Source organism: Collinsella sp. AM10-26 (genome assembly GCF_003472525.1).
Taxonomy (GTDB): Bacteria; Actinomycetota; Coriobacteriia; order Coriobacteriales; family Coriobacteriaceae; genus Collinsella.
Window position 1 is genome coordinate 141,506 of the sequence record NZ_QRMC01000003.1, and the last position, 21,904, is coordinate 163,409.

19 protein-coding genes and 6 tRNA genes are annotated in these 21,904 nt (G+C 57.8%); all 25 read left to right on the forward strand.

The window, feature by feature from the left end; translation table 11 throughout:
• Nucleotides 1-5: 5 nt before the first annotated feature.
• The 25 genes from whiA (at nt 6) to DW123_RS03710 (ending at nt 21,904) form a co-directional block, all read left to right on the forward strand.
• The gene (gene whiA / locus DW123_RS03590) at nt 6-935 is read left to right on the forward strand and encodes a DNA-binding protein WhiA (protein ID WP_117735345.1); all 930 of its coding nucleotides are present in this window, start codon (nt 6-8) and stop codon (nt 933-935) included.
• A 193-nt stretch (nt 936-1,128) separates the two neighbouring features.
• Nucleotides 1,129-2,154 carry a type I glyceraldehyde-3-phosphate dehydrogenase gene (gap, locus tag DW123_RS03595; RefSeq protein ID WP_117735344.1) on the forward strand — a complete coding sequence of 342 codons (1,026 nt, stop codon included), beginning with the start codon at nt 1,129-1,131 and terminating at the stop codon, nt 2,152-2,154.
• Nucleotides 2,155-2,294: 140 nt separating this feature from the next.
• Complete coding sequence (pgk, locus tag DW123_RS03600) at nt 2,295-3,485, forward strand: phosphoglycerate kinase (protein ID WP_117735343.1); 1,191 nt, start codon at nt 2,295-2,297, stop codon at nt 3,483-3,485.
• Nucleotides 3,478-4,245 (forward strand): triose-phosphate isomerase, encoded by a 768-nt coding sequence (tpiA, locus tag DW123_RS03605; protein ID WP_022094882.1) that lies wholly within the window; start codon nt 3,478-3,480, stop codon nt 4,243-4,245. The genes pgk and tpiA overlap by 8 nt, the downstream gene beginning before the upstream one ends.
• A gap of 5 nt (nt 4,246-4,250) precedes the next feature.
• Nucleotides 4,251-5,804, forward strand: a complete 1,554-nt coding sequence (gene gpmI, locus DW123_RS03610) for a 2,3-bisphosphoglycerate-independent phosphoglycerate mutase (RefSeq protein ID WP_118273467.1) — start codon at nt 4,251-4,253, stop codon at nt 5,802-5,804.
• 155 nt (nt 5,805-5,959) lie between these two features.
• Nucleotides 5,960-6,214, forward strand: a complete 255-nt coding sequence (secG, locus tag DW123_RS03615) for a preprotein translocase subunit SecG (RefSeq protein WP_117735340.1) — start codon at nt 5,960-5,962, stop codon at nt 6,212-6,214.
• A gap of 290 nt (nt 6,215-6,504) precedes the next feature.
• Entirely contained in the window at nt 6,505-8,181 is a 1,677-nt protein-coding gene (locus tag DW123_RS03620; protein WP_117735339.1) for an ABC transporter substrate-binding protein, read from the forward strand.
• Nucleotides 8,182-8,336: 155 nt separating this feature from the next.
• Nucleotides 8,337-9,374, forward strand: a complete 1,038-nt coding sequence (locus DW123_RS03625) for an ABC transporter permease (RefSeq protein WP_117735338.1) — start codon at nt 8,337-8,339, stop codon at nt 9,372-9,374.
• A 14-nt stretch (nt 9,375-9,388) separates the two neighbouring features.
• Nucleotides 9,389-10,324 carry an ABC transporter permease gene (locus DW123_RS03630; protein WP_117735337.1) on the forward strand — a complete coding sequence of 312 codons (936 nt, stop codon included), beginning with the start codon at nt 9,389-9,391 and terminating at the stop codon, nt 10,322-10,324.
• A 2-nt stretch (nt 10,325-10,326) separates the two neighbouring features.
• Nucleotides 10,327-11,418 carry an ABC transporter ATP-binding protein gene (locus DW123_RS03635; RefSeq protein ID WP_117564867.1) on the forward strand — a complete coding sequence of 364 codons (1,092 nt, stop codon included), beginning with the start codon at nt 10,327-10,329 and terminating at the stop codon, nt 11,416-11,418.
• A complete protein-coding gene (locus DW123_RS03640; protein ID WP_022094888.1) occupies nt 11,418-12,446 on the forward strand; it encodes an ABC transporter ATP-binding protein in 1,029 nt (342 codons plus the stop codon). Before DW123_RS03635 ends, DW123_RS03640 begins: the two co-directional genes overlap by 1 nt.
• A gap of 590 nt (nt 12,447-13,036) precedes the next feature.
• A tRNA-Leu gene (locus DW123_RS03645) sits at nt 13,037-13,126 on the forward strand.
• Nucleotides 13,127-13,185: 59 nt separating this feature from the next.
• On the forward strand, nt 13,186-15,531 hold the full coding sequence (locus DW123_RS03650) for a GAF domain-containing SpoIIE family protein phosphatase (RefSeq protein ID WP_118273468.1): 2,346 nt from the start codon (nt 13,186-13,188) through the stop codon (nt 15,529-15,531).
• A gap of 81 nt (nt 15,532-15,612) precedes the next feature.
• Nucleotides 15,613-16,359 carry an anti-sigma factor antagonist gene (locus DW123_RS03655; RefSeq protein ID WP_117735335.1) on the forward strand — a complete coding sequence of 249 codons (747 nt, stop codon included), beginning with the start codon at nt 15,613-15,615 and terminating at the stop codon, nt 16,357-16,359.
• Between the two features lie 105 nt (nt 16,360-16,464).
• Nucleotides 16,465-16,540: transfer RNA gene (locus tag DW123_RS03660), tRNA-Gly, on the forward strand.
• A gap of 35 nt (nt 16,541-16,575) precedes the next feature.
• A tRNA-Cys gene (locus tag DW123_RS03665) sits at nt 16,576-16,649 on the forward strand.
• Nucleotides 16,650-16,691: 42 nt separating this feature from the next.
• Nucleotides 16,692-16,767 (forward strand) — tRNA-Gly (locus DW123_RS03670).
• 130 nt (nt 16,768-16,897) lie between these two features.
• Nucleotides 16,898-16,973, forward strand: a tRNA-Gly gene (locus DW123_RS03675).
• A gap of 3 nt (nt 16,974-16,976) precedes the next feature.
• Nucleotides 16,977-17,051 (forward strand) — tRNA-Val (locus tag DW123_RS03680).
• A gap of 156 nt (nt 17,052-17,207) precedes the next feature.
• Nucleotides 17,208-17,837, forward strand: coding sequence for a 4'-phosphopantetheinyl transferase superfamily protein (locus DW123_RS03685; protein ID WP_147326617.1), 630 nt, complete (start codon nt 17,208-17,210; stop codon nt 17,835-17,837).
• Nucleotides 17,838-17,865: 28 nt separating this feature from the next.
• Nucleotides 17,866-18,483 carry a TetR/AcrR family transcriptional regulator C-terminal domain-containing protein gene (locus tag DW123_RS03690; RefSeq protein ID WP_118273469.1) on the forward strand — a complete coding sequence of 206 codons (618 nt, stop codon included), beginning with the start codon at nt 17,866-17,868 and terminating at the stop codon, nt 18,481-18,483.
• 321 nt (nt 18,484-18,804) lie between these two features.
• A complete protein-coding gene (locus DW123_RS03695) occupies nt 18,805-20,091 on the forward strand; it encodes a thiolase family protein (protein WP_233502238.1) in 1,287 nt (428 codons plus the stop codon).
• A gap of 38 nt (nt 20,092-20,129) precedes the next feature.
• Nucleotides 20,130-20,552, forward strand: a complete 423-nt coding sequence (locus DW123_RS03700; RefSeq protein WP_117583871.1) for a Zn-ribbon domain-containing OB-fold protein — start codon at nt 20,130-20,132, stop codon at nt 20,550-20,552.
• Between the two features lie 105 nt (nt 20,553-20,657).
• Nucleotides 20,658-20,891 carry an acyl carrier protein gene (locus tag DW123_RS03705; RefSeq protein ID WP_055251381.1) on the forward strand — a complete coding sequence of 78 codons (234 nt, stop codon included), beginning with the start codon at nt 20,658-20,660 and terminating at the stop codon, nt 20,889-20,891.
• A gap of 5 nt (nt 20,892-20,896) precedes the next feature.
• A complete protein-coding gene (locus tag DW123_RS03710; protein ID WP_117735332.1) occupies nt 20,897-21,904 on the forward strand; it encodes a phosphate acyltransferase in 1,008 nt (335 codons plus the stop codon).

Genomic DNA, 21,904 nt, shown 5'->3' on the forward strand with positions numbered 1-21,904 from the left:
CCTGCATGTCGTTTACCGCGGAGGTGCGTGACGAGCTCGCGCGCTGCGAACCCGAATGTGAATACTGTGATTTGTCGACGCTTGCCGCCCTGACGCGTGTGAGCGGTACACTTTCGCTGGCCGGCTCCGGGCGGTATCGTTTGACGGTCGCGACCGAGACGGGCGCCGTCGCGCGCACGATGATCACACTGACGCATCGCATCCTTAAGCTCAAAACGGAATTCACCGTTCGTAAATCGGTCTTGCATAAGGTCCGTAACTATCTCATTACCCTGCCCGATCAACCCGACCTGGACAAGGCTCTGGTGCTGCTGGGCATTCTCGACCGCAGGGGAGGGCTCGTCGCCGGTGTTCCCCGGCACATCGTTGCCCGTCCCTGCTGCAGGCTTGCCTACATCCGCGGCGCGCTCATCGCTGGCGGTTTCGTGGCCGATCCCCGCGGCGACTTTCATTTGGAGATCGCGGTGCAGGGCGAGCAGTATGCCCGGGGACTCTGCGATCTATTGGAGCAGATCGGGGTCCATGCGCGCGTTAACGCGCGGCGCGGATCCTTTGCTGTCTACATTAAGAGCGCCGAGGAGATCGAGCATCTTTTAAAGCTGATTGGTGCCAAGCGCAGCGTTGCCGAGATTGAGGAAGCGCGCGCGGTCAAGTTGGTTAAGAACGATGTGAACCGTCGCGTGAATGCCGAGCTCGCCAACCAGACCAGAAGCGCCGGTGCTGCCCAACATCAGCTTGCGTTGATCGATGAGCTCGAGCAGCGTGGCCTTCGCGATGAGCTTCCGGATGCATTGGCGGTCTTTTGCGACCTGCGCGAGCGCTACCCCGATCTGTCGCTGCGTGATTTGGGGGAGATGGCTGACCCTCCCTTGTCGAAGTCGGCCCTCTACCATCGAGTTTTGAGGCTTGAAAAGCTCATTGAAGCAAACAGGTAGTTTAAAGTATCGACTTATATACGGATTTAGCTGCTATTTTATTCTTTAAAACGTTTTAACGTAAATTTGATTTTCAATTTCGACCATTCTCGTGAAATTCAAGTCCAAAAAAAGGTATATTAGGCGAGTGGTTAGTTTGTGGGCCTCAACGGCAGGCGCTGTAGCTTGCGGGGGCCTTACGAAAGGAGACACAATGGCAGTAAAGGTTGCTATTAACGGCTTCGGTCGCATCGGTCGTCTGGCCTTCCGTCAGATGTTCGGTCATGAGGGCTCCGAGATCGTCGCTATCAACGACCTCACCTCTCCCGACATGCTCGCTTACCTGCTGAAGTACGACTCCACGCAGGGCAACTACGCTCGCGATCACGAGGTCGTTGCTGGCGAGGATTCCATCACCGTTGACGGCAAGGAGATCAAGATCTACAAGGAGGCCGACGCCAACAACCTGCCTTGGGGCGACCTCGACGTCGACGTCGTTCTCGAGTGCACCGGCTTCTACACCAGCAAGGCTAAGGCTCAGGCCCACATCAACGCTGGCGCCAAGAAGGTCGTCATCTCCGCTCCGGCTGGCAGCGATCTGCCCACCATCGTGTACAACGTCAACCACGAGACGCTGACCGCTGAGGACAACATCATCTCTGCTGCTTCCTGCACCACCAACTGCCTCGCCCCGATGGCCAAGGGTCTGAACGACTTCGCTCCCATCGTGTCCGGCATCATGACCACCATTCACGCCTGGACTGGCGACCAGATGCCGCTCGACGGCCCGCAGCGCAAGGGCAACAAGCGTCGTAGCCGCGCCTGCGCCGTCAACATCGTCCCCAACTCCACCGGTGCTGCCAAGGCTATCGGCCTGGTTCTCCCCGAGCTCAACGGTAAGCTCATCGGTGCCGCTCAGCGCGTCCCGACGCCGACCGGCTCCATCACCAACCTCTACGCTGTCGTTGACAAGAAGGTCACTGTCGACGAGGTCAACGCTGCTATGAAGGCCTACGCTGCCACCATCTCTGAGACCTTCGGTTACAACGAGGACGACATCGTCTCCACCGACATCATCGGCGAGACCCACGGCTCCATCTTCGACGCCACTCAGACCATGTGCTCTGACCTCGGCAACGGCCAGACCCTCGTTCAGGTCACCTCTTGGTATGACAACGAGAACTCTTACACCTCTCAGATGGTCCGCACCATCAAGTACTTCGAGAAGTTCGTTGCTTAATTTAGCTTTTAGCGAATAGCTCGTTGAGCGTCTAAAGAAGGGCGCGGCCTTATAGGGCTTACACCCTAAGGTCGCGCCCTTTTTATAGGAAATCGTCTGCCGTAATGGAAGGCAGACACGTACGAAAGGTAGAAGCAAACATGGCCTTTACCAAGAAGACCGTCCGCGACATCGATGTCGACGGCAAGCGCGTTCTCGTCCGCGTTGACTTCAACGTGCCTATCAAGGATGGCGTCGTTGGCGACACCACCCGCATCAAGGCTGCCCTGCCCACCATCAACTATCTCGTTGAGCACAATGCTCGCGTCATCCTCATGAGCCACCTCGGCCGTCCCGAGGGCACCGGCTTCCAGCCCGAGCTGTCCCTCGAGCCCGTCGCCAAGAAGCTTGCTGAGCTCTCTGGTCTCGACGTTGCCTTTGTCGCCGACACCTACGGCGAGAAGGCTGCTGAGGCTGTCGCCGCCGTCGAGCCGGGCAAGGTCCTCGTTCTCGAGAACGTCCGTTTTGACAAGCGTGAGAAGAAGAACGATCCCGAGATCGCCAAGATCCTCGCTTCCTATGGCGACGTCTTCGTCCTCGATGCCTTCGGTACCGCTCACCGCGCCCAGGGTTCCGTTGTGGGCCCCGCCGCTTACCTGCCCGCAGTCGCTGGCTTCCTGCTCGAGAAGGAGGTCGACACGCTGACCGGCATCTTCGCCGAGCCCGAGCGCCCCTTCGTCGCTATCGTCGGCGGTTCCAAGGTTTCCTCCAAGATTGGCGTTCTCGATCACCTCATCGACTCCGCTGATACCCTGATCATCGGTGGCGGCATGGCCTACACCTTCTTCCTGGCTCAGGGCCTGACCGTCGGTCAGTCCCTCAAGGAAGAGGACTGGGTCGAGCGCGCCGGCGAGATGCTCAAGAAGGCCGAGGAGAAGGGCGTCAAGATCCTGCTCCCCATCGACAACCGCGTTGCCGATCACTTTGGCGAGGACGCTGTCCCCGAGGTTGTCGCTTCTGACGCTATCCCCGATGACCGCGAGGGCATGGACATCGGCCCCAAGACCGAGGAGCTCTACGCCGAGGCCGTCAAGGGCGCCAAGACTGTGTTCTGGAATGGCCCCATGGGCGTCTTCGAGTTCGACAACTTCGCTCACGGCACTCAGGCTATCGCCGAAGCTGTCGCCGAGGCCGACTGCACCTCGATCATCGGCGGCGGCGACTCTGTCGCAGCTGTCAACAAGTTCAACCTGGCCGACAAGATGAGCTGGATCTCCACCGGTGGTGGCGCTTCCATGGAGCTCGTCGAGGGTAAGGCCCTGCCCGGAGTGGAGGCGCTTCTCGATGCCTAATCGCACCCTTCTTATCGCTGGTAACTGGAAGATGAACAACGACGTCGCCGAGGCCGCCAAGCTCGCCGACGAGCTGGCTCAGGCTCTGCCCGAGGTTCCGGCTGGCGTCGAGGTGCTCGTGTGCCCTCCGACCATCGACATCACCACGGTTCATGACCGCATTCAGGCTGCCCCCATTGCCCTCGGTGCACAGAACGTGTACTGGGAGGCCAAGGGTGCCTTCACCGGTGAGTCCTCTTGCGATATGCTCAAGTCCGCTGGCTGCACCTACTGCATCATCGGTCACTCCGAGCGTCGCGACTACTTCCACGAGACCGATGAGGACCAGAACAAGAAGGCCAAGGCTCTCGTTGCCGCTGGTCTTGTTCCCGTCTTCTGCTGCGGCGAGTCCCTCGAGGTCCGCGAGGCTGGCACCTATGTCGAGCACGTCGTGAACCAGGTCAAGGCTGGCCTTGCTGGTCTTGAGATCACCTGCCCCAAGCAGGTCGTCGTCGCTTACGAGCCCATCTGGGCCATCGGCACCGGCAAGACCGCTACCGCTGAGGACGCCCAGGAGGTCTGCGGCGCTATCCGTGAGACCCTCAAGGAGATGTTCGGCGAGGAGCTCGCTAACGGCATCCGCGTTCTCTATGGTGGTTCTGCCAAGCCCGGCAACATCGCCGAGCTCGTCGCCAAGCCCGACGTTGACGGCGCCCTCGTGGGCGGCGCTTCGCTCAAGGCTGCCGACTTCGCCTCTATGGTCGTCAAGGCAGGCGAGTAGGACATATGGCACAGCGTCACCTTCCTGCACTCCTGATCATCATGGATGGCTGCGGCCTGGCTCCGGCCGATGGCGAGAACGCCGTCGCCGCTGCCAAGACGCCCTTCCTTGATAGCCTGTACGAGAAGTATCCTCACACCACGCTCGGCGCTTCGGGCGAGGACGTGGGCCTTCCCGACGGCCAGATGGGCAACTCCGAGGTGGGCCACCTCAACATCGGTGCCGGCCGCATCGTCTTCCAGGAACTTTCGCGCATCAACAACGCCATCAAGGATGGCTCCATCGCCAAGAACGAGGTTTTCGTCAAGGCTATGGACGATGTCAAGGCCGAGGGTAAGACCCTTCACCTTATGGGCCTTATGAGCCCTGGCGGCGTTCACTCCCACATGAACCACGTCGAGGCTCTGGTCAAGATGGCTGCCCAGCATGGGATCAAGACCGTTCGCGTTCACGCCTTTATGGATGGCCGCGACGTCGATCCGCAGTCCGGTGCCGGCTACATGAGCGAGTTCTGCGCCTTCCTGGCTAAGATCTCCGAGGAGACCGGTTGCGACGCTCGTGTTGCCACCGTCTCGGGCCGTTATTGGGCCATGGACCGCGATAATCGTTGGGAGCGCATCCAGCGCGCCTACGACGTCATGGTCAACGCGTCCGATGCCGATACCGACCCCGTTGCCGGAATCAAGGCCTACTACGAGAAGGACCCGCGCGGCGACGAGTTCGTCGAGCCCTTCGCTGCCCACAACGAGGGCATCCACGAGGGCGACGCGGCCATCTTCTTCAACTTCCGTCCCGACCGCGCCCGTCAGATGACCCGCGTTTTCACGGACAAGGAGTTCGACGGCTTTGAGCGTGAGCAGATCAAGCTTTCGCACTTTGTGACGATGACCGAGTACGATCCGACGTTTGACGTTGAGGTCGCCTTCCCCAAGACGTTCCCCGAGAACGTCCTGGCCGACGTCATCGCAGCCAATGGCTTGAAGCAGCTGCACACCGCCGAGACCGAGAAGTACGCCCACGTGACGTTCTTCCTCAACGGTGGCATCGAGGAGCCCAAGGAGGGCGAGGAACGCGTGCTCGTCGCTTCCCCCAAGGTTGCTACCTACGATCTGCAGCCCGAGATGAGCGCTCCCGAGGTTACCGAGAAGCTCGTCGCCGCTATTAACGAGGATCGCGCTGACTTCTACATCGTGAACTTCGCGAACTGCGACATGGTTGGTCACACCGGCGTGTTCGATGCTGCCGTCAAGGCTGTCGAGGCCGTTGACGAGGCTCTCTCCAAGGTTGTCCCGGCGATTCTCGCCAAGGGCGGCTTTGCGCTGATCACCGCCGACCATGGCAACGCCGACCACATGTTTGACGTCGCTACCGACGGTTCTAAGCATCCGTTTACGGCTCACACCACCAACCGTGTGCCGTTCATCATCGTTGATGAGAAGGCCAAGCTTACCGGTATCGAGGACGGTCGTCTCTCCGATATCGCTCCGACCATGCTCACCATTGCTGGTCTTGAGCCTTCCGCCGAGATGACGGGTCGCGTGCTCGCCACCGAGGCCTAAAGAAAACAACTAACGTTTTCTTGTAAGGGGGTTGTCCACGTCCGGGCAACCCCCTTTTGCGCTATTTCCACCCCGTCCCCAAATGGCAGATGGGGGAGTGCTTGAGGTTGTGGTACAGTACTGGAGTTTGAATTGTTCTATTAAGGAGCTTATCTATGGGTCCGTTCCAGATTCTTCTGTTTGTCGTTTGGGCTGTGTCTGCCGTGGCGCTGACGATTCTCGTTCTGATGCACTCCGGTAAGGGCACCGGTGTTTCGGATATGATCGCTAGCTCTCTGTATAATTCCACCTCTGCCACGGGCGTTATGGAGCAGAACCTGGACCGCCTGACCGTTATCATGGCTGTCGTGTTTGCCGTGTGCGTCGTGCTGTGCATGTTCTTCTTCCCCCAGGGCATCGTGGGCTACTAAGCTCGAGTTGCATATACGCTTGAAAAGGGTTCCGCAAGTGCGGGACCCTTTTTGTTTACATGTTTGTAACAGGGTCAAAATATCCCCACATACTTCGCCTAACTAAAGAAATTCTCGACCGTTAACCGGAATCAGCGCCAAATTGTGCATAAAATGCGCTACTGTATTGCAAACGTTGGCCCGCATTGCATAACCAGCCATAACGGCGGACCGCGTTTGAATGGTTCGATCGGGTTGTCTCGACGTTGCCCAATCGAATTCACTTTGTCCTATCTCATAAGGAGGATGGCATGGCTGATTCTATGTTCCACCAGCCCGTTATGGGTCGTCGCGCCTTTGTTGGCGGCACCCTTGCTGCGAGCTCCATGGCTTTTCTTGCCGCATGCGGCAAGAAGGGCGGCGACGCTTCCGGTTCTGAGTCCGGTTCGACGCTGAACTTCTACATTAACAACCCGGTTTGCATCGACCCCTACAACGTCCAGGAGGATCAGGGCACTCAGGTCAACTACCAGCTGTTCGACGCTCTGACCACCTACGACAACGAGAAGGGCGAGATTGTCCCGCTGGCTTGCGAGTCCTTCGAGGCCAACGATGACGCCACCGAGTTCACCTTCAAGATCAAGAAGGCCAAGTTCCACAACGGTGACGACGTTACCTCCAAGTCCTTCAAGCTCGGTTGGGAGCGTCTGGTCAACACCAAGTCGGCCATCGCTACCGAGTATGGTCCTTCCGAGGTCTCCTATCACCTTTCCATGGTCGAGGGCTATGACGATCTGCTTGCCGGTAACGCTACCGAGCTCAGCGGTGTTACTTGCCCCGACGATGAGACCCTCGTCGTCAAGCTGTCTTCCGCTTACGCCGACTTCCCCTTCGTCGCCTCTCACCCGGCTCTGGCCCCGGTTCCCGAGTGCGCCGAGTCCGATGTCAAGAGCTTCTACCTTGCCCCGATCGGTAACGGCCCGTTCATGATGGACGGCAAGTGGGAGGATGGTCAGGAGATCAACCTCAAGAAGTTCGACGATTACTATGGCGACAAGGCCAAGATCGATGGCATTCACTTCCAGGTCATCAAGGACATGGAGACCGCTTACAAGGAGTTCCAGGCCGGTAACCTCGATGTCTGCGACGTTCCCGTTGCTCAGATCGACGCCGCCAAGAAGGATCGCGGCGTGTCCAAGGACGGCTACACCATGGGTGACGGCGAGCGCATGCTGCTCGGCGCCGAGCCTTCCACGTACTACCTGACCTGCAACAACACGGCCGAGCCGTTCAACAACGCTGACCTGCGTAGGGGCATCTCCCTGGCCATCAACCGTGAGGCCATCTGCAAGACCATCTTCAAGGGCACCCGTACCCCCGCTGACGGCATCGTTCCTCCGGGAATCGCCGGCTACAAGGAGGGCGCATGGGAGTTCTGCGAGTACAACGTTGATAAGGCCAACGAGTACCTCGACAAGGTTGCTCCTGCCGGCGCCAACGGCGACCGCGGCATCAACGTGACCCTGTCCTACAACCAGGACGGTGGACACAAGGAGATCATGGAGTCCATCATCGGTGACCTCGCCAAGGTGGGCGTTACCGCTACTTCCGATACCCCTGAGTGGTCTGCCCTGCTCGAGCAGTATCAGAACTTCAACTATCAGTTTGGTCGTCTGGGCTGGATCGCCGACTACCCGATTATGGACAACTTCCTGTACCCGTTGTTCCACTCCGACTCCCTCGGCGGCGACAACCGTTCCGGTTACAGCAACCCCGAGTTCGACGCTAAGGTTGACGAGGCTCGTACCACGGTTGACGACGATGAGCGTATCGCCAAGATGCAGGAGGCCGACGCTATGGTCGCTGCCGACTGCCCGGTCATCCCGGTGATGTTCTACACGCACACCATCGCCGGCTCCGATCGCATCAAGCACCTCTATGTTGATCCGCAGAAGCACGCCGATCTGGGTACCGCTGAGCTCGCCTAAGAGTTGCAGCTTCCGTGAGGGTCAAGTATTTACGTAGACCTCATGGGAAACATACAGTTCCCCCTAACCTGGGGTAAACTGGCTGATGGTAATTTTGGGATGCCGGTCTGGCGATCGGCATCCCATTTAGGTTAATCCCTAGATAGGGGAGTGGTATGGGTAAGTACATCGTTAAACGTGTGCTTCAGTTCATCCCGGTGTTTTTGGGCGTCACGCTGATTCTGTTCGCCCTCCAGAATATCGTGCCGGGAGATCCGATCAAGCTGATCGGTGGAGACAAGGCTCTGTCCCCCGAGGTGGAGCTTCAGCTTCGCGTTCGCTATCACCTGGTCCAGTCGGACGAGGATGGCAACGCGATTCTTGACGAGAACGGCGACCCCGTTCAAACGTCGCTCGTGGACCGTTACTTGTATTACATGAACGGCCTGCTTCATGGCGATCTGGGCAATTCGTATCAGCGCAAGCTGCCGGTTACGGAAATCTTTGCCCAGAAGTATCCGTATACGGTCAAACTTGCCGCGTGCGCCATCGTGCTCGAGGCAATCATGGGTATCGGTGCGGGTATCATTTCGGCAGTAAAGCGTTACTCCTTCTGGGATATTTTGGTAACGCTGACCACGTCGATCCTCGTTGCCGTTCCTGCCTTCTGGCTCGGCATGTTGTTGCAGCTGTTCTTTGGTGTCATCCTCAAGGATGCCACCGGCGGCGCGTTCTCCATGCCGATCTCGGGTGCTGGTGGTTCCAGCTCTCAGTATCAGGATTGGATGCACTATGTGCTTCCGACCATTACGCTGGCTTCGGTTTCGACCGCCTATGCTGCCCGCATCATGCGCTCGCAGCTGCTCGACGTCATGAACCAGGATTACATCCGCACAGCAAAGGCCAAGGGTCTCTCCAATCGTGCGATCATCATCAAGCATGCGCTTAAGAATGCACTCATCCCCGTCGTTACCTATATTGGTGTCGACTTCGGCGCCATGCTTTCGGGCGCCATCCTGACCGAGACGGTCTTTAACTGGCCCGGTATTGGCTATGAGGTCTACCGCGCCATCAGCATGCGCGACTGGCCCATCGTTATGGGCGGCGTTACGCTCATCGTTGTCGTCGTTATGGTGATCAACCTGCTCGTCGACATTAGCTATGCATTCCTCGACCCGCGCATCCGCCTTGGCGGTCCGTCGGATAAGGCTTAAGGGAGGTACGTCTCATGCAGGAAACTGATTCTCAGTCTCAGGGGCAGGCTACCGCCACCAAGGCCGCATCTGCTCCCGCCAAGTCCCGCACGCTGTGGGGCGACGCTTTCAAGCGTCTTCGTAAGAACAAGCTCGCCGTTATCGGTGTCTGCTGGATCATCATCGTTGTTGTGGTTGCCCTGACCGCCGATTTGTGGGCTAAGCCCTGGCTCGGTTCGCCGACGGCCTCCGACTCGACTACCATGGCCGAGACTTCGCTGTTGGCTCCGTGTGCCGAGCACCCGTTTGGCACCGACTCCCTTGGTCGTGACATTCTCGTCCGTGTTATCTACGGTGCACGCGTTTCGCTTTCCGTCGGTATTATGGCCACCGCCATCTCCACGGTGATCGGTCTGGTCATGGGCGCCCTCGCCGGTTTCTATGGTGGCATCTGGGATACGATCATCATGCGCTGCGCGGACATCTTCCTGGCGTTCCCGTACGTCCTATTCGTTGTCGCCATGATCGCCGTTATCGGCCGTGGTCTTCAGAACGTCTTTATCGCCATCGGTATTCTCGGCTGGCCTTCGATTGCGCGCGTCTTCCGATCCGCGATCCTGACGGTCAAAGAGAACGACTATGTTGACGCCGCTCGCGCTATGGGTGCATCCGATGCCCGTATCGTTATGCGCCATATCTTCCCGAACTCCGTTGCTTCTATCGTGGTCTATGCGACCATGAACATTGGTGGCGCTATTCTGACCGAGTCCGCTCTGTCCTTCCTTGGCATGGGCGTTATCCCGCCTACGCCTTCGTGGGGCTCCATGATTCAGGACGGTCAGCAGTATCTTCTGACTGCTCCCTGGATGATGATCATGCCCGGTCTGGCAATTCTCTCGACGGTGCTCGCCTTCACTCTGCTTGGTGACGGTCTGCGCGACGCCCTCGACGTCAAGATGAAGGACGCATAAGGATGAAGAAGAACAAGAACTATGTGGACCTGAAGGACCAGCCGGTTCCCGAGGGCCAGCATCTGCTCGAGGTCGATGACCTTAAGATGTATTTCCACACCGAGGATGGCGTCGTTCGCGCCGTCGATGGTGTGTCCTACACGCTCGATCGCGGTGAGACCCTGGGTGTCGTCGGTGAGTCCGGCTCTGGTAAGTCCGTGACCGCCATGACCATCATGGGCCTTATCTCGATGCCTCCGGGAAAGATTGAGGGCGGTGACGTTCGCTATCGCGGTCGTTCCATCCTCGAGATGACCGAGGAAGAGATGCAACACATTCGCGGTAACGATATCGCGATGATCTTCCAGGATCCTATGACCTCCCTTAACCCGGTCTATAAGATCGGTAAGCAGGTGGGCGAGGGCCTTCGTCTGCACCGTGGCTACTCCAAGCAGGAGGCGCTCAAGCGTGCCACCGAGCTTTTGGACCTCGTTGGTATCCCCGAGCCCGAGAAGCGCGTCAACGAGTATCCGCACCAGTTCTCCGGCGGCATGCGTCAGCGTGTCATGATCGCTATGGCTCTTGCCTGCGATCCCGATATTCTGATTGCCGACGAGCCCACGACTGCTCTGGACGTTACCATTCAGGCTCAGATTATCGAGCTCATGCAGGAGATGCAGGAGAAGAACGGCAACGCCATTATCATGATTACCCATGACCTAGGTGTTGTCGCCGATATGGCCGATAAGATCATGGTTATGTACGCCGGTCGTCCCGTCGAGTTCGGTACTGCTGAGGAAATCTTCTACGAGAGCCGCCATCCCTACACCTGGGGTCTTATCCGCTCCATCCCGGAGCAGGCTATCGATGAGAAGAAGCCGCTTACGCCGATTCACGGCAACCCGCCCTCGCTCATGAACCTGCCCGAGGGTTGCGTGTTCTCGCCTCGTTGCCCCTATGCGACGGACAAGTGCCGCAAGCAGCGCCCCGAGCGCGTTGTTACCGAGTCTGGTCATTACTCTGCGTGCCACTACTCCGGTGACCCCGAGTTCCTCAAGAACGCTCCTGAGACGTCCCGTACCCGCAAGGATTCCAAGAAGGGAGGCGAGGCGTAATGGCAGATACCAACGAGCGTACTCCGCTGCTTAAGGTCGAGCACCTCTCTAAGGAGTTCCCCGCTGAGTCCGGCATGTTCGCCAAGCGCTTCTCCAAGCGTGTCGTCTCTGCTGTGAATGACATTTCGTTCGAGATTTATCCGGGCGAGACCTTTGGCCTGGTCGGCGAGTCTGGCTGCGGTAAGTCCACCACGGGCCGCACCATCATGCGCCTGACCAAGCCGACGGCAGGCAAAGTGTTCTTCCAGGGCAAAGACGTTGCCGAGATGAGCAAGCACGAGATCAAGGATATGCGTCGCGAGATGCAGTTCATCTTCCAGGACCCCTATGCTTCGCTCAACCCTCGCATGACCATCGGCGAGATTGTTTCTGAGCCCATGACCATTCATGGCGTGGGTACCAAGGAAGAGCGTATCGAGCGCGTCCGCGAGCTGCTGGACGTCGTCGGTCTGAACCCCGAGCACATCAACCGCTATCCGCACGAGTTCTCGGGCGGCCAGCGCCAGCGTGTCGGCATCGCCCGCGCGTTCGCTCTGAAGCCCAAGCTGATCATCTGCGACGAGCCCGTCTCTGCACTTGACGTATCCATTCAGGCCCAGGTTCTGAACCTTCTTAAGGAGCTCCAGGACAAGTTCGGTACGGCTTATCTCTTCATTGCTCACGACCTCTCTGTCGTGCAGCACATTTCTGATCGCGTTGCCGTTATGTATCTGGGCAAGATGGTCGAGGTTTCGGACTGGAAGACGCTCTACAGTGAGCCGCACCACCCGTACACGCAGTCGCTGCTGTCTGCTGTGCCGGTGCCCGATCCGGATATCCAGAAGACCCGCAAGCGCATCATTCTCGCTGGCGATCCGCCGTCGCCGCTGGATCCGCCGACCGGATGCCGTTTCCACACGCGCTGCCCGATCGCGCAGGGCATCTGCTCCGAGAAGCTTCCTGAGTTTAAGGAAGTTGCCCCGGGTCACTGCTGCGCGTGCCACTTCGCCGAGCCGTTCCCGATCAAGGAATCGCACATCGACCTGTAGTCGGTTGTTATTGTCCGGGCCCGCCCTGGTGTTACTTTTCAGAACGTCCTCGGACATGTCGGAAGCCCCGCTGCGCGCTACGCGCTGCGGGGCTTCCTCCGTCCTGCGGAGTGTTCTGAAAAGTAACACCAGGGCGGGCCCTACGTTAACTCGGCAGGGGGAGTGCGATTCCTCGCTCGCTCACTTAATCTAATGGGAAAGTTAGTGAGGCCGGAGCTTTAGCTCCGGCCTCCCCATATAACGGCTCGGCAAAGCCGAGCCACTAAATTTATACCAGCCCCAGAACATGTTTGAGAACTGTGCTTGAAGAACGTGGACATAGGTCCCGAATCGGTGTTGCCTCCCGGCGCATTCCGCAGGGGGAGCGATATTTTGCAGCACGAAGTGCAAAGCAAAATATCGCTCATGCCCGAGGACGCGCCGGGAGGCAACACCGATTCGGGACCGGACATACGAATCTACCTGCGCATTTACAAATTTGTAAACTTTTTTGAAAAAAGTGCTTGCGCAGCTCTCGAAACATAGGTTATTATCTTCCTCGTTGAACGCGCGGGTCCAACAAAACGAACCGCGAATCAACAACATAGCATGTCGGAGTGGCGGAATTGGCAGACGCGCTAGCTTGAGGTGCTAGTGACCGCTTTTTGGTCATGCGGGTTCAAGTCCCGCCTCCGACACCATCGCATTTGAGGAGCCTCTTCGGAGGCTTTTTTGTTACCGATAGACGGTGAGGTTCACGATGGAAACGCTTGAGCGCAACGAGTGGGCAGACGTTGCCCAGTTGGTCGAGATCACGAGCGATGCGGTCATCATCTGCGAGCTCGACGGAACCATTTTGCATGTGAATAATCGATTGCTCGACCTGATGTGTGAAGAGCGTCCCGATGTGATCAATGGCGACGTTAAAGATCTCTTGTACTCTTCGGCATTTGAGCGCGCGACAGAGCACCGTCTTCCGTTTGAGATCAATGGAACCGAGAGCGAGTTGATGCTCAAGCTAAGCGACGGTTCCTTTATTCCCGTCCTCGTTCGTGCCGGCTCGGTTGCACCGCCTCGCATCTTTGGCCGCCGCGCGCCGCGCGTCCTGGTGGCGCTCCATAGCATCGAAGAACAGTATTCGCACGATCGTCAGCTCAAGCGCGCACTTTCGGAGCTCAGGGTGGCGAATAAGCGCCTCTCGGGCACGTTGTCGGTCATTATGAGCACGGTGGGCTCCGATGAACTACCTAGTTTGCTGGATACCGTTTTGAATCAGCTCGTGGGGACGCTCGATGCATCGGGTGCTGCTATTTATTTTTCTGAGAGCGGCGGGTTTAAGCTTCGCGGCGTTTCTAAGGAGCTGCATGACAGCTACCTGCCCGAGTTTATGCCGTATGGCGCAGGCATCCCGACGTATGTGCTTCGCGAGTCGCGTGCGTGCCGCTTGTCGATTCAACAGGACCTGGAGGGCGATCGAGTCGCCTCGGGTATGTTCATGGACTTGGACAATCGTTCTAAGCACCTGCTACGCGTGCAAGATATGCCCCCATATCGTAGCGAGATCTGCCTTCCCGTGTTTTACGGCACTCAGGTTCTTGGCGTATTGGAGGTCGGTTGGAAACGTCCGCAGGCGCCGCTTGCCTATGACGTCAACGTGCTCGAAGTCATTTGCGATTACCTGTCCATTCAGCTGGTCGGCATGGCATCGAGCCTGCGTTCGCGTCGTACGGCAGAGCTCGGCCGCTCGCTCAATGTGCTGCGTGATGAGTTGTTTGCCTATCTTGATGATCCTGTTGCCGCCTCGCGTGCCGTGTCGTCGGAAATCTGCGCCGTGCTCAATTGTCATTTCTGCCCCGTGGAGTATGATGCGGGCCTCGAATCCTATGTCATCGATTTTGAGGGCGGCAGTCGTGTGGCGTTGCCGGGCAATCCGGAGTCGCTCTTCTTTTCTGTCACGACGCCAGCGGCGCGCCTGGGGGCAACTTCTGATGGGTTCGAGACATCGGTGCTGGGCGGGACGAGCGCTGACGATCTTAAACACGTGCGTCTAACGCGTGTGGACGAATCCACGCCTATGGGTACATGGCTGAGGGCTCACGGCCTGCCGTGCCAGGGACTATATGTCGACTCTGGTATCGAGGCGGGGCGCTATCGCTTGGAGGCGGATGGCAAGCGAAGCAACGATGCGATTGTTCCCGCTGATGTCGCCAAGGGACCGACGACGCGCGCCTTGCTGCTCCGCGATGGCAGCCAGGAGCCAATCGACGATCTCGAATACGACTACATGGTGCATTTGGCGCACGACTTTGAGTTGATCTATGAGGGCGAGTCTCAAAAGCGCGAAGAGCGCCATATCGCTCAGACGCTTCAGATTGGCATGAGAAATTCGCTTAGTGACGTTCCGGGTATCGCAACCGATTCGGTATACCTATCGGCAACGAATTCGGCGTTGGTCGGCGGCGACTTCTATACGCTTGTTCGTCTTCCCGACGATTGCGCCGTTATGATTTTGGGTGATGTGTCCGGCAAGGGAATCGAGGCGGCGTCGATGTCGGCGCTCGTTAAGACAGCGTTGACGGCTTATGCCTGGGAGGGCGCGGGGCCCGCACGCATGGCCCGCTCGCTCAATAGTATGCTCATGGGCTTTTCGAGGGTCGAGACGTTTGTGACGGCGTTTATCGCCAAGATCGATCTTAAAGCGGGCCGAGCTACCTATTGCTCGGCGGGACATCCTCCCACCATGGTCATCAGACCGTCGTCGACGCCGCTTGGCGGCACGGAAGCCCGAGGGGGAGAGGTGGAGCTCCTTGGGTGTCAATCGGGCGTAATCGGTGCCTTTGAAAGCATGGTGTACGAGACGGGCGCCTTTACGTTCGCTCCTGGTGACATGCTCTTTATGTATACCGACGGAACGATTGAAGCACGCGATCGCTCGGGTGCTTTCTTTGGCGAGCAGCGCCTTCGCGACCTTCTGCTCTCTGTCTCGGGTGAGGGCGTATCGGGAATCTGCGGTAAGGTCTTGGGCGAGCTTGACCGCTTTACCGAGTCGGCGCTGGACGATGACATCGCGCTGGTTTCCCTTGAATTTTTACGAGGTCGATCGTAGACCGCGACGCTTGACGGGCAAAATCTTCGCAGTTACAGATACGTATGCATCGAGCGAACTCTTTTGGGGAACCATGGTCGTATGAATGAGTGGAATGACATAGCGGTTTTGACGCCACCGGGCGATATCGACATCGCCTCGGTGACCGCGTTGCGCCGACGGTTGGATAATTTGATCGGCCGGGGCGTGCGTCGTGTTGTCATCAATTGCCAGACTGTGAGCTTCATCGATTCGACGGGCTTGGCGTTTTTGCTCACGCGTGCCAGGGAGCTCATGAGGCGCGAGGGCTTGCTTTCGCTTGTTAATGCGTCCGATGAGGTTGTTCGCTTTTTGGAGATTGCCCGACTTGTCGACATCCTCCATGTTGCAGGGCCGCCGCGCGAGTCAATTCCTGCCATTCCGGTGGGGGAGTTGCCGCGCTGGAGCAAGAGCGTCGAGGTGCGCCAGGGCATCGAGAATCTTCCGTACTACCGACACCGTATTGCCGAGCTGCTTGAATCGCTTCCGCTGCGTCGTGACGAGCGCTATGACGTCGCATTGGCATCGGGCGAGGCGCTGGGCAACGCGTATGACCATGCGGACGGTATCGGATGCATCCTGACGGTTCAGGCCTACGGCGATCGCGTCGTGATTGAGGTCGTCGACCGTGGGGCGGGCTATTCGATCGACGGGTCGAGTGAGCCGGTTACGACTGAGGAACGCGGGCGTGGAATCAAGCTCATGCGCATGTTGGTCGACAACGTGGAGGTTGCCCGTCGTACGGATGGTGCCGGTACGCGCGTTCGGATGGTCAAGCTGTTTAGCGGAACGTTGGAATCGTGCGCCTAGTAAATCGTTTTGACATGTTTATCTGCCAAGAGCATGTGGCGGACAACTTTTTTGAAAAAAGTACTTGCGTCTTTTGGGCAACTCGCGTAAATTAATAACCCGCAAGCGGACATGGCTCAGTTGGTAGAGCACAACCTTGCCAAGGTTGGGGTCGCGGGTTCGAGCCCCGTTGTCCGCTCCATTGCATTTCCGGACCGTCTCAAGCGGTCCTTTTTCGGCGAAGTGGCCAAGTGGTAAGGCAGAGGCCTGCAAAGCCTTTACCCCCGGTTCGAATCCGGGCTTCGCCTCCAGGCAACATCCGGGCGCTCCGGCGCCCGTTTTGTTTTACATATGCGGACATGGCTCAGTTGGTAGAGCACAACCTTGCCAAGGTTGGGGTCGCGGGTTCGAGCCCCGTTGTCCGCTCCAAGCGCAACAGCCCGACTACCACGGTAGCCGGGTTTTTTCGTACCCGTTGTTTGGCCTCGAACTTTTTCCAAATTATTCGAAAATAGTTCTTGCATTTGGGTGGATCATCCCGTATATTAAATCCTCGCAGGCGGACATGGCTCAGTTGGTAGAGCACAACCTTGCCAAGGTTGGGGTCGCGGGTTCGAGCCCCGTTGTCCGCTCCATTTGGGCGTTTAGCTCAGGGGGAGAGCGCTTCCCTGACACGGAAGAGGTCAGAAGTTCAAATCTTCTAACGCCCACCAAATGTTCGCAGCTCAGAGGCTATGTCCTCTGGGCTGTTTTGTTTTGGTCGCCAAATGGGTCGCCAAATCGCCGGCAAAAGGTACCTCGATTCATGAAAGAGCGGTTCTGAGCGTCTGTTTAGCCTTGTCATCTCAATCGAGTGGGGGTTGACCATTTTGAATATAACCGTACATCTCGTTGATGTTTCTGCGATCGATCTCGGCGAGACCGTTGATATGGCATTAATCGCGGGACGCTATGCCTTACGTGCTTCCAACGGTGATCTCCCAATTGCGTCTCGGAGGGAAGCTGCAGGCGTGGGTCTGCTGCTTCGCGACGCCCTGGGTGTCTTCGACGACACCCAGCTTGCGCGTTCTGCTTTCGGCAAGATCGAGCTTGCGGATGGGGAGGCGCCCTCTATTTCCATTTCACATGGTGGAGGCATGGTTGTCCTCGCTGTTTCCGATGTTGCTCGGTCGGTTGGAGGACCTATTGGCGTGGATATCGAGGCGATCGATGAGATTGCTCCCGTTGCGGTTGGGCGTATGGTGAACGATGACGAGCGCGCGTGGATTAACGCTGCTCCCAATTTGCAAGAACGCAATCTTCGCATGAGTCAGACGTGGACGAGCATCGAGGCCATCCTCAAGGCTGAAGGCGTGGGGTTTTCGATTGACCCTCGCAAAGATGGCATGCCCGGCGGATGGAATACTTCGTCGGTGACATACGGTCGCTGTCTCATCTCTTGTGCGGCACGCTCTAAGCCTCGTATCGTCGTCAAGGAGCATGCCTTTCGGGTAGCATAGGAGCCAATCGCCAATAGGGAAGGCCGCCATGTCACTGAACGCTCAAAACGATATTGCTTCACGGATCGAGGATGCCGTCTTTGAACTTATGGCGACAACTCCGGTGCAGTCGATTAAGGTGGCCGAGGTACTTCGCCTTGCCCATACATCCAAATCGACGTTCTATCGCTGTTATCGCTCTGTCGATGATGTGGTTAAACGTTTTGAAGATGAGCTGCTCCAGAATATGCAGGACATCAATGATGTTGCGCTGGAGGCTCGCTTTGGCGATGCGCAGCTGGACCCTACGCCCACGATGATCAAGCGCATGGAGATCCTCAAGACTAATCGCTCGAAAGTTTTGGCGCTTAACAGCGATAACGGCGACCCCGTGTTTGCTCACAAGGCAACGATCTTTATGCATGACTATTTTCGCAATCGGCTTCGCTCGACATTTTCCGATGAAACGGACCTCGACCTGTATCTAGCATTTGCGCTTGCGGGCCACCATAACCTCATTCAGTATTGGCTCGAGGCCCGGCCCGACCTTGAGGCGCGCACCGTTGCCGCCGCCCTCAATCGCATGTTCTACGCACCGCTCTTTGTCGACGATGCATCGCGTCATCGACACCCACGTATTCCCGATTTTGAAAGGCCAGTCGCGTGAGCGGTCGATATTTGGGGATAAACGGTTGTATTCAGGGCTAGTTTTAGATATCTCTGATCATTAGCTCAAATAATACGAGTCCGTTTATCTGCTATTTGGAACGCTTAGCCCCGATGCGTCCCATATGATGGGACACATCGGGGCTTTTTGTCTCACGTGTCTCGTTTAACCCCTCATAAACTAAAGCTACGTTCAAAAGAACCACTGCAGTAGTTCAACGTGTGACGGCACAGAAAAGCCGCGAGCGCTCTCTCACCTTCGCTCGCGGCCGGACTGCGCCATCACTCCGTACACCTTCACATGATTAGGATGTGATATTCAGTGGTTACGCTCGGAAAGAACATGCGCAGCGTCTCGATTGTAGGCGTGGGCTGCACCCCGTTCAAGGATTTTGAGGAGCATCCCGAGACCCAGGGTATTGGCGAGGGCGAGGCGTTTGGCTATGCGGCCCTCGAGGCAATTGCCGATGCCGGTCTTGAGCCCCGCGATATCGACTTTTTCTATCACGGCAGCGCCAATCCGTATCTCGTTGGCGATTGCATTACCCCCAACATGCAGGTTGCCGATTGGTTTGGCGTTCGTGCCAAGGGCTCCGTCCATCATTCCGAGGCTTGCTGCACGGGTTACGTCGCCCTTGAGCAGGCCGTGATGGCGGTTGCTTCCGGTGCTTACGACGTTGTCCTTACGGGTGCCTGCGATTTGGCTTCGACTCTTCCCGTCGAGCATATGCCCTCCCATATTCGTCAGGACTTTACGCTCGACGTCATGATTCCCTCGCTCGATAAGATCTATGACCGCGCGTATGGTCGCCCGCTCGACGGCGCCTTTGGCGTGTCGTTCGACAACTGGATCAACGAGTATTCGATGCAGTACGACCTTACCGCCGATCAGATTGATGACGCCCTGAACGGCCTTACCAAGAGCCTTCGCCGCGGTGCCGTCCTGAATCCCCTTGCCTGGTACGAGACTACGGTCGAGGAGGACGCGAAGGCAGCCGGGTTCGATACCGCCGACGAGTATCTCAAGAGCATGTATAACCCGCGCGTTACGCAGTACCTGCGAGTTACCGGCTTTGAGAAGAAATGCGACGGTGCCGCAGCTGTTGTCGTGATGCCCACGGAGAAGGCCAAGGCCATGGGCGTGCCGTATGCGCCTATTGAGGTTTTGGGTACGGGCGCTTCTGCGGTCGAGGCCGGCCTGCTTCACAACGAGCACTGGGCTACCGAGCTTGCCGCCAAGCAGGTCTACGACCTTACCGGCGTGAGCCCCGACGAGATCGACCTGTTTATGTGCAATGACTTCTTCCTTGCTTCCGAGATCGTCTCGGCTGAGGAGTGCGGCTATATTCCGCGCGGCGAGGCTTGGAAGTACGCGATCGATGGTCGCACCGCTTTTGACGGCGATAAGCCCATCAACCCGCACGGTGGTCGTTGCAACTTCGGTCACGCCCATGGTGCATCCGGCATCGCCGATATCGTTGAGGCCGTCAAGCAGATGCGTGGCGTCGCCGGTGCTACCCAGATGAAGAAGGTTCCCGAGACGGCGTTCCTGCGCGGTTTTGGCGGTTCTCAGAACGTGCGCTGCCAGATTCTTCGTACCGTCGCCTAAGCGACCGCGGTTTTCGATTTCCCATAAGGAGTATTCTCATGCAACTCAAAGATATGGAGCCCGTGGTCAAGAAGTTCTACACGGGTCTTGAAGAGGGCATCTATTGGGCGCGCCAATGCCCCGAGTGCGGAGCCGTCGAGTTTCCGCCCCACCTTGCCTGCAATGCCTGCGGCTATCACAAGACCGATTGGGTCCAGGTTTCCGGTCACGGCCATCTGATCGATTTTACCTTGCCTGGTCCGCAGAACGACAAGCCCTACCTTAAGGAGTATGGCAAGTACGCCTACGGCGCCGTTGATATCGACGAGGGTTCTCAGTACACCTACGTCATCTACGGCATTACCAAGAAGAAGGCCCCCGAGATTCGCGCCAAACTCATGGCGGGCGAGACCGTTGGCGTCCATGCCAAGGTCATCGACCGTCCGGGCTACAAGGAGCTTACGTTCGAGCTTGACGACTAAGTTTTCACCCTTGTAACAATTCGATTCCTCTCTTAGGCCACGGCGGGACCCATGTCTCCAGCCCGCCGTGGTCGCCCCTCTTTTTTATCTTAGAAAGGCTTTGCCATGAACGAAGAACTCACTCAGCAGATCTGCGATTTTGCCAAGTCCGCCTACAACTATGACGGCGATGTGACCCCCGAGACGACGTTCGAGACCCTGGGCAAGGGCTCGATGAAGATGATCGCCCTGACGTCCATGATCGAGAACGAGCTCGATGCCGAGGTTCCCGTTCGCGAGGTCATGGTCATGAAGACCATCGGCGAGCTTATCGAGCGCACTGCCGAAGAGATGGAGTAACTGCCATGGACCTGATGCAGACCCTGCGCGAGCAGGCTGCCGCCAAGCCTATGCGCGTTGCTTTTCCCGAGGGCGAAAACGAGACCATGATGCAGGCGGTCGCAAAGATCGCCGCCGAGCATCTTGCCGAATGCGTGCTGGTTGGCGACGGCGGTAAGCTCAAGGAGCTTGCCGACGAGCGTGGTATCTCCCTTGACGGCATCGAGATTGTCGATGTGACCGACGAGGAGGCGAACGCCGCTTGTTGCGAGCGCTACCTTTCTCATCCGGATTGCAAGTTTAAGCCCAAGGGCGCTGCGCGCCGTATGACGCGTCCGCTTGAGCGCGCCCTGATTTTGCAGGTGCTCGGCGATGTCGACGTTATGTTCGCCGGTATCGATAACGCTACGGGCGATATCATCCTGGCGGGTCAGGCCATCGTCGGTCTTGCTGACGGGGTGGACACTGTGAGCTCGTGCGGTATCGCCGACATTCCCAACTGGAACGGCGGCGAAGGTGGCCTTTTGGCTTTTGGCGATTCTGCCGTTTGCGTTGACCCCACGAGCGAGGAGCTTGCCTCGATCGCGATTTCGTCGAGCGAGACGGTGCGCTCTCTGACCGGATGGGATATCCGTTGCGCGTTGCTTTCGCATTCGACTGACGGTTCGATGGACAATGAACTTGTCGACAAAGTGCGCCGTGCTCGCGAGATTGCCAACGATCGCCGTCCCGATCTTGCCATCGACGGCGAGTTCCAGTTTGATTCGGCAATTAACCCCAAGGTTGCGGCCAAGAAGGTGCATCGTGAGTCCGCTGTTGCGGGCCAAGCCAACGTGGTCATCTGGCCCGATATCAACGTGGGCAATATCGGCGTCAAGATCATCCAGAATCTGACCGGCGCCAATGCTTACGGTCCCATGCTTCAGGGCTTCAAGAAGATCGTGTGCGATTGCTCGCGCTCTGCGCCCGTCGATGAGATCGTCGGCAACGTGGTGATGAGCTGCGTGCGCGCTCAGGCGCTTAAGGAGGCTTAA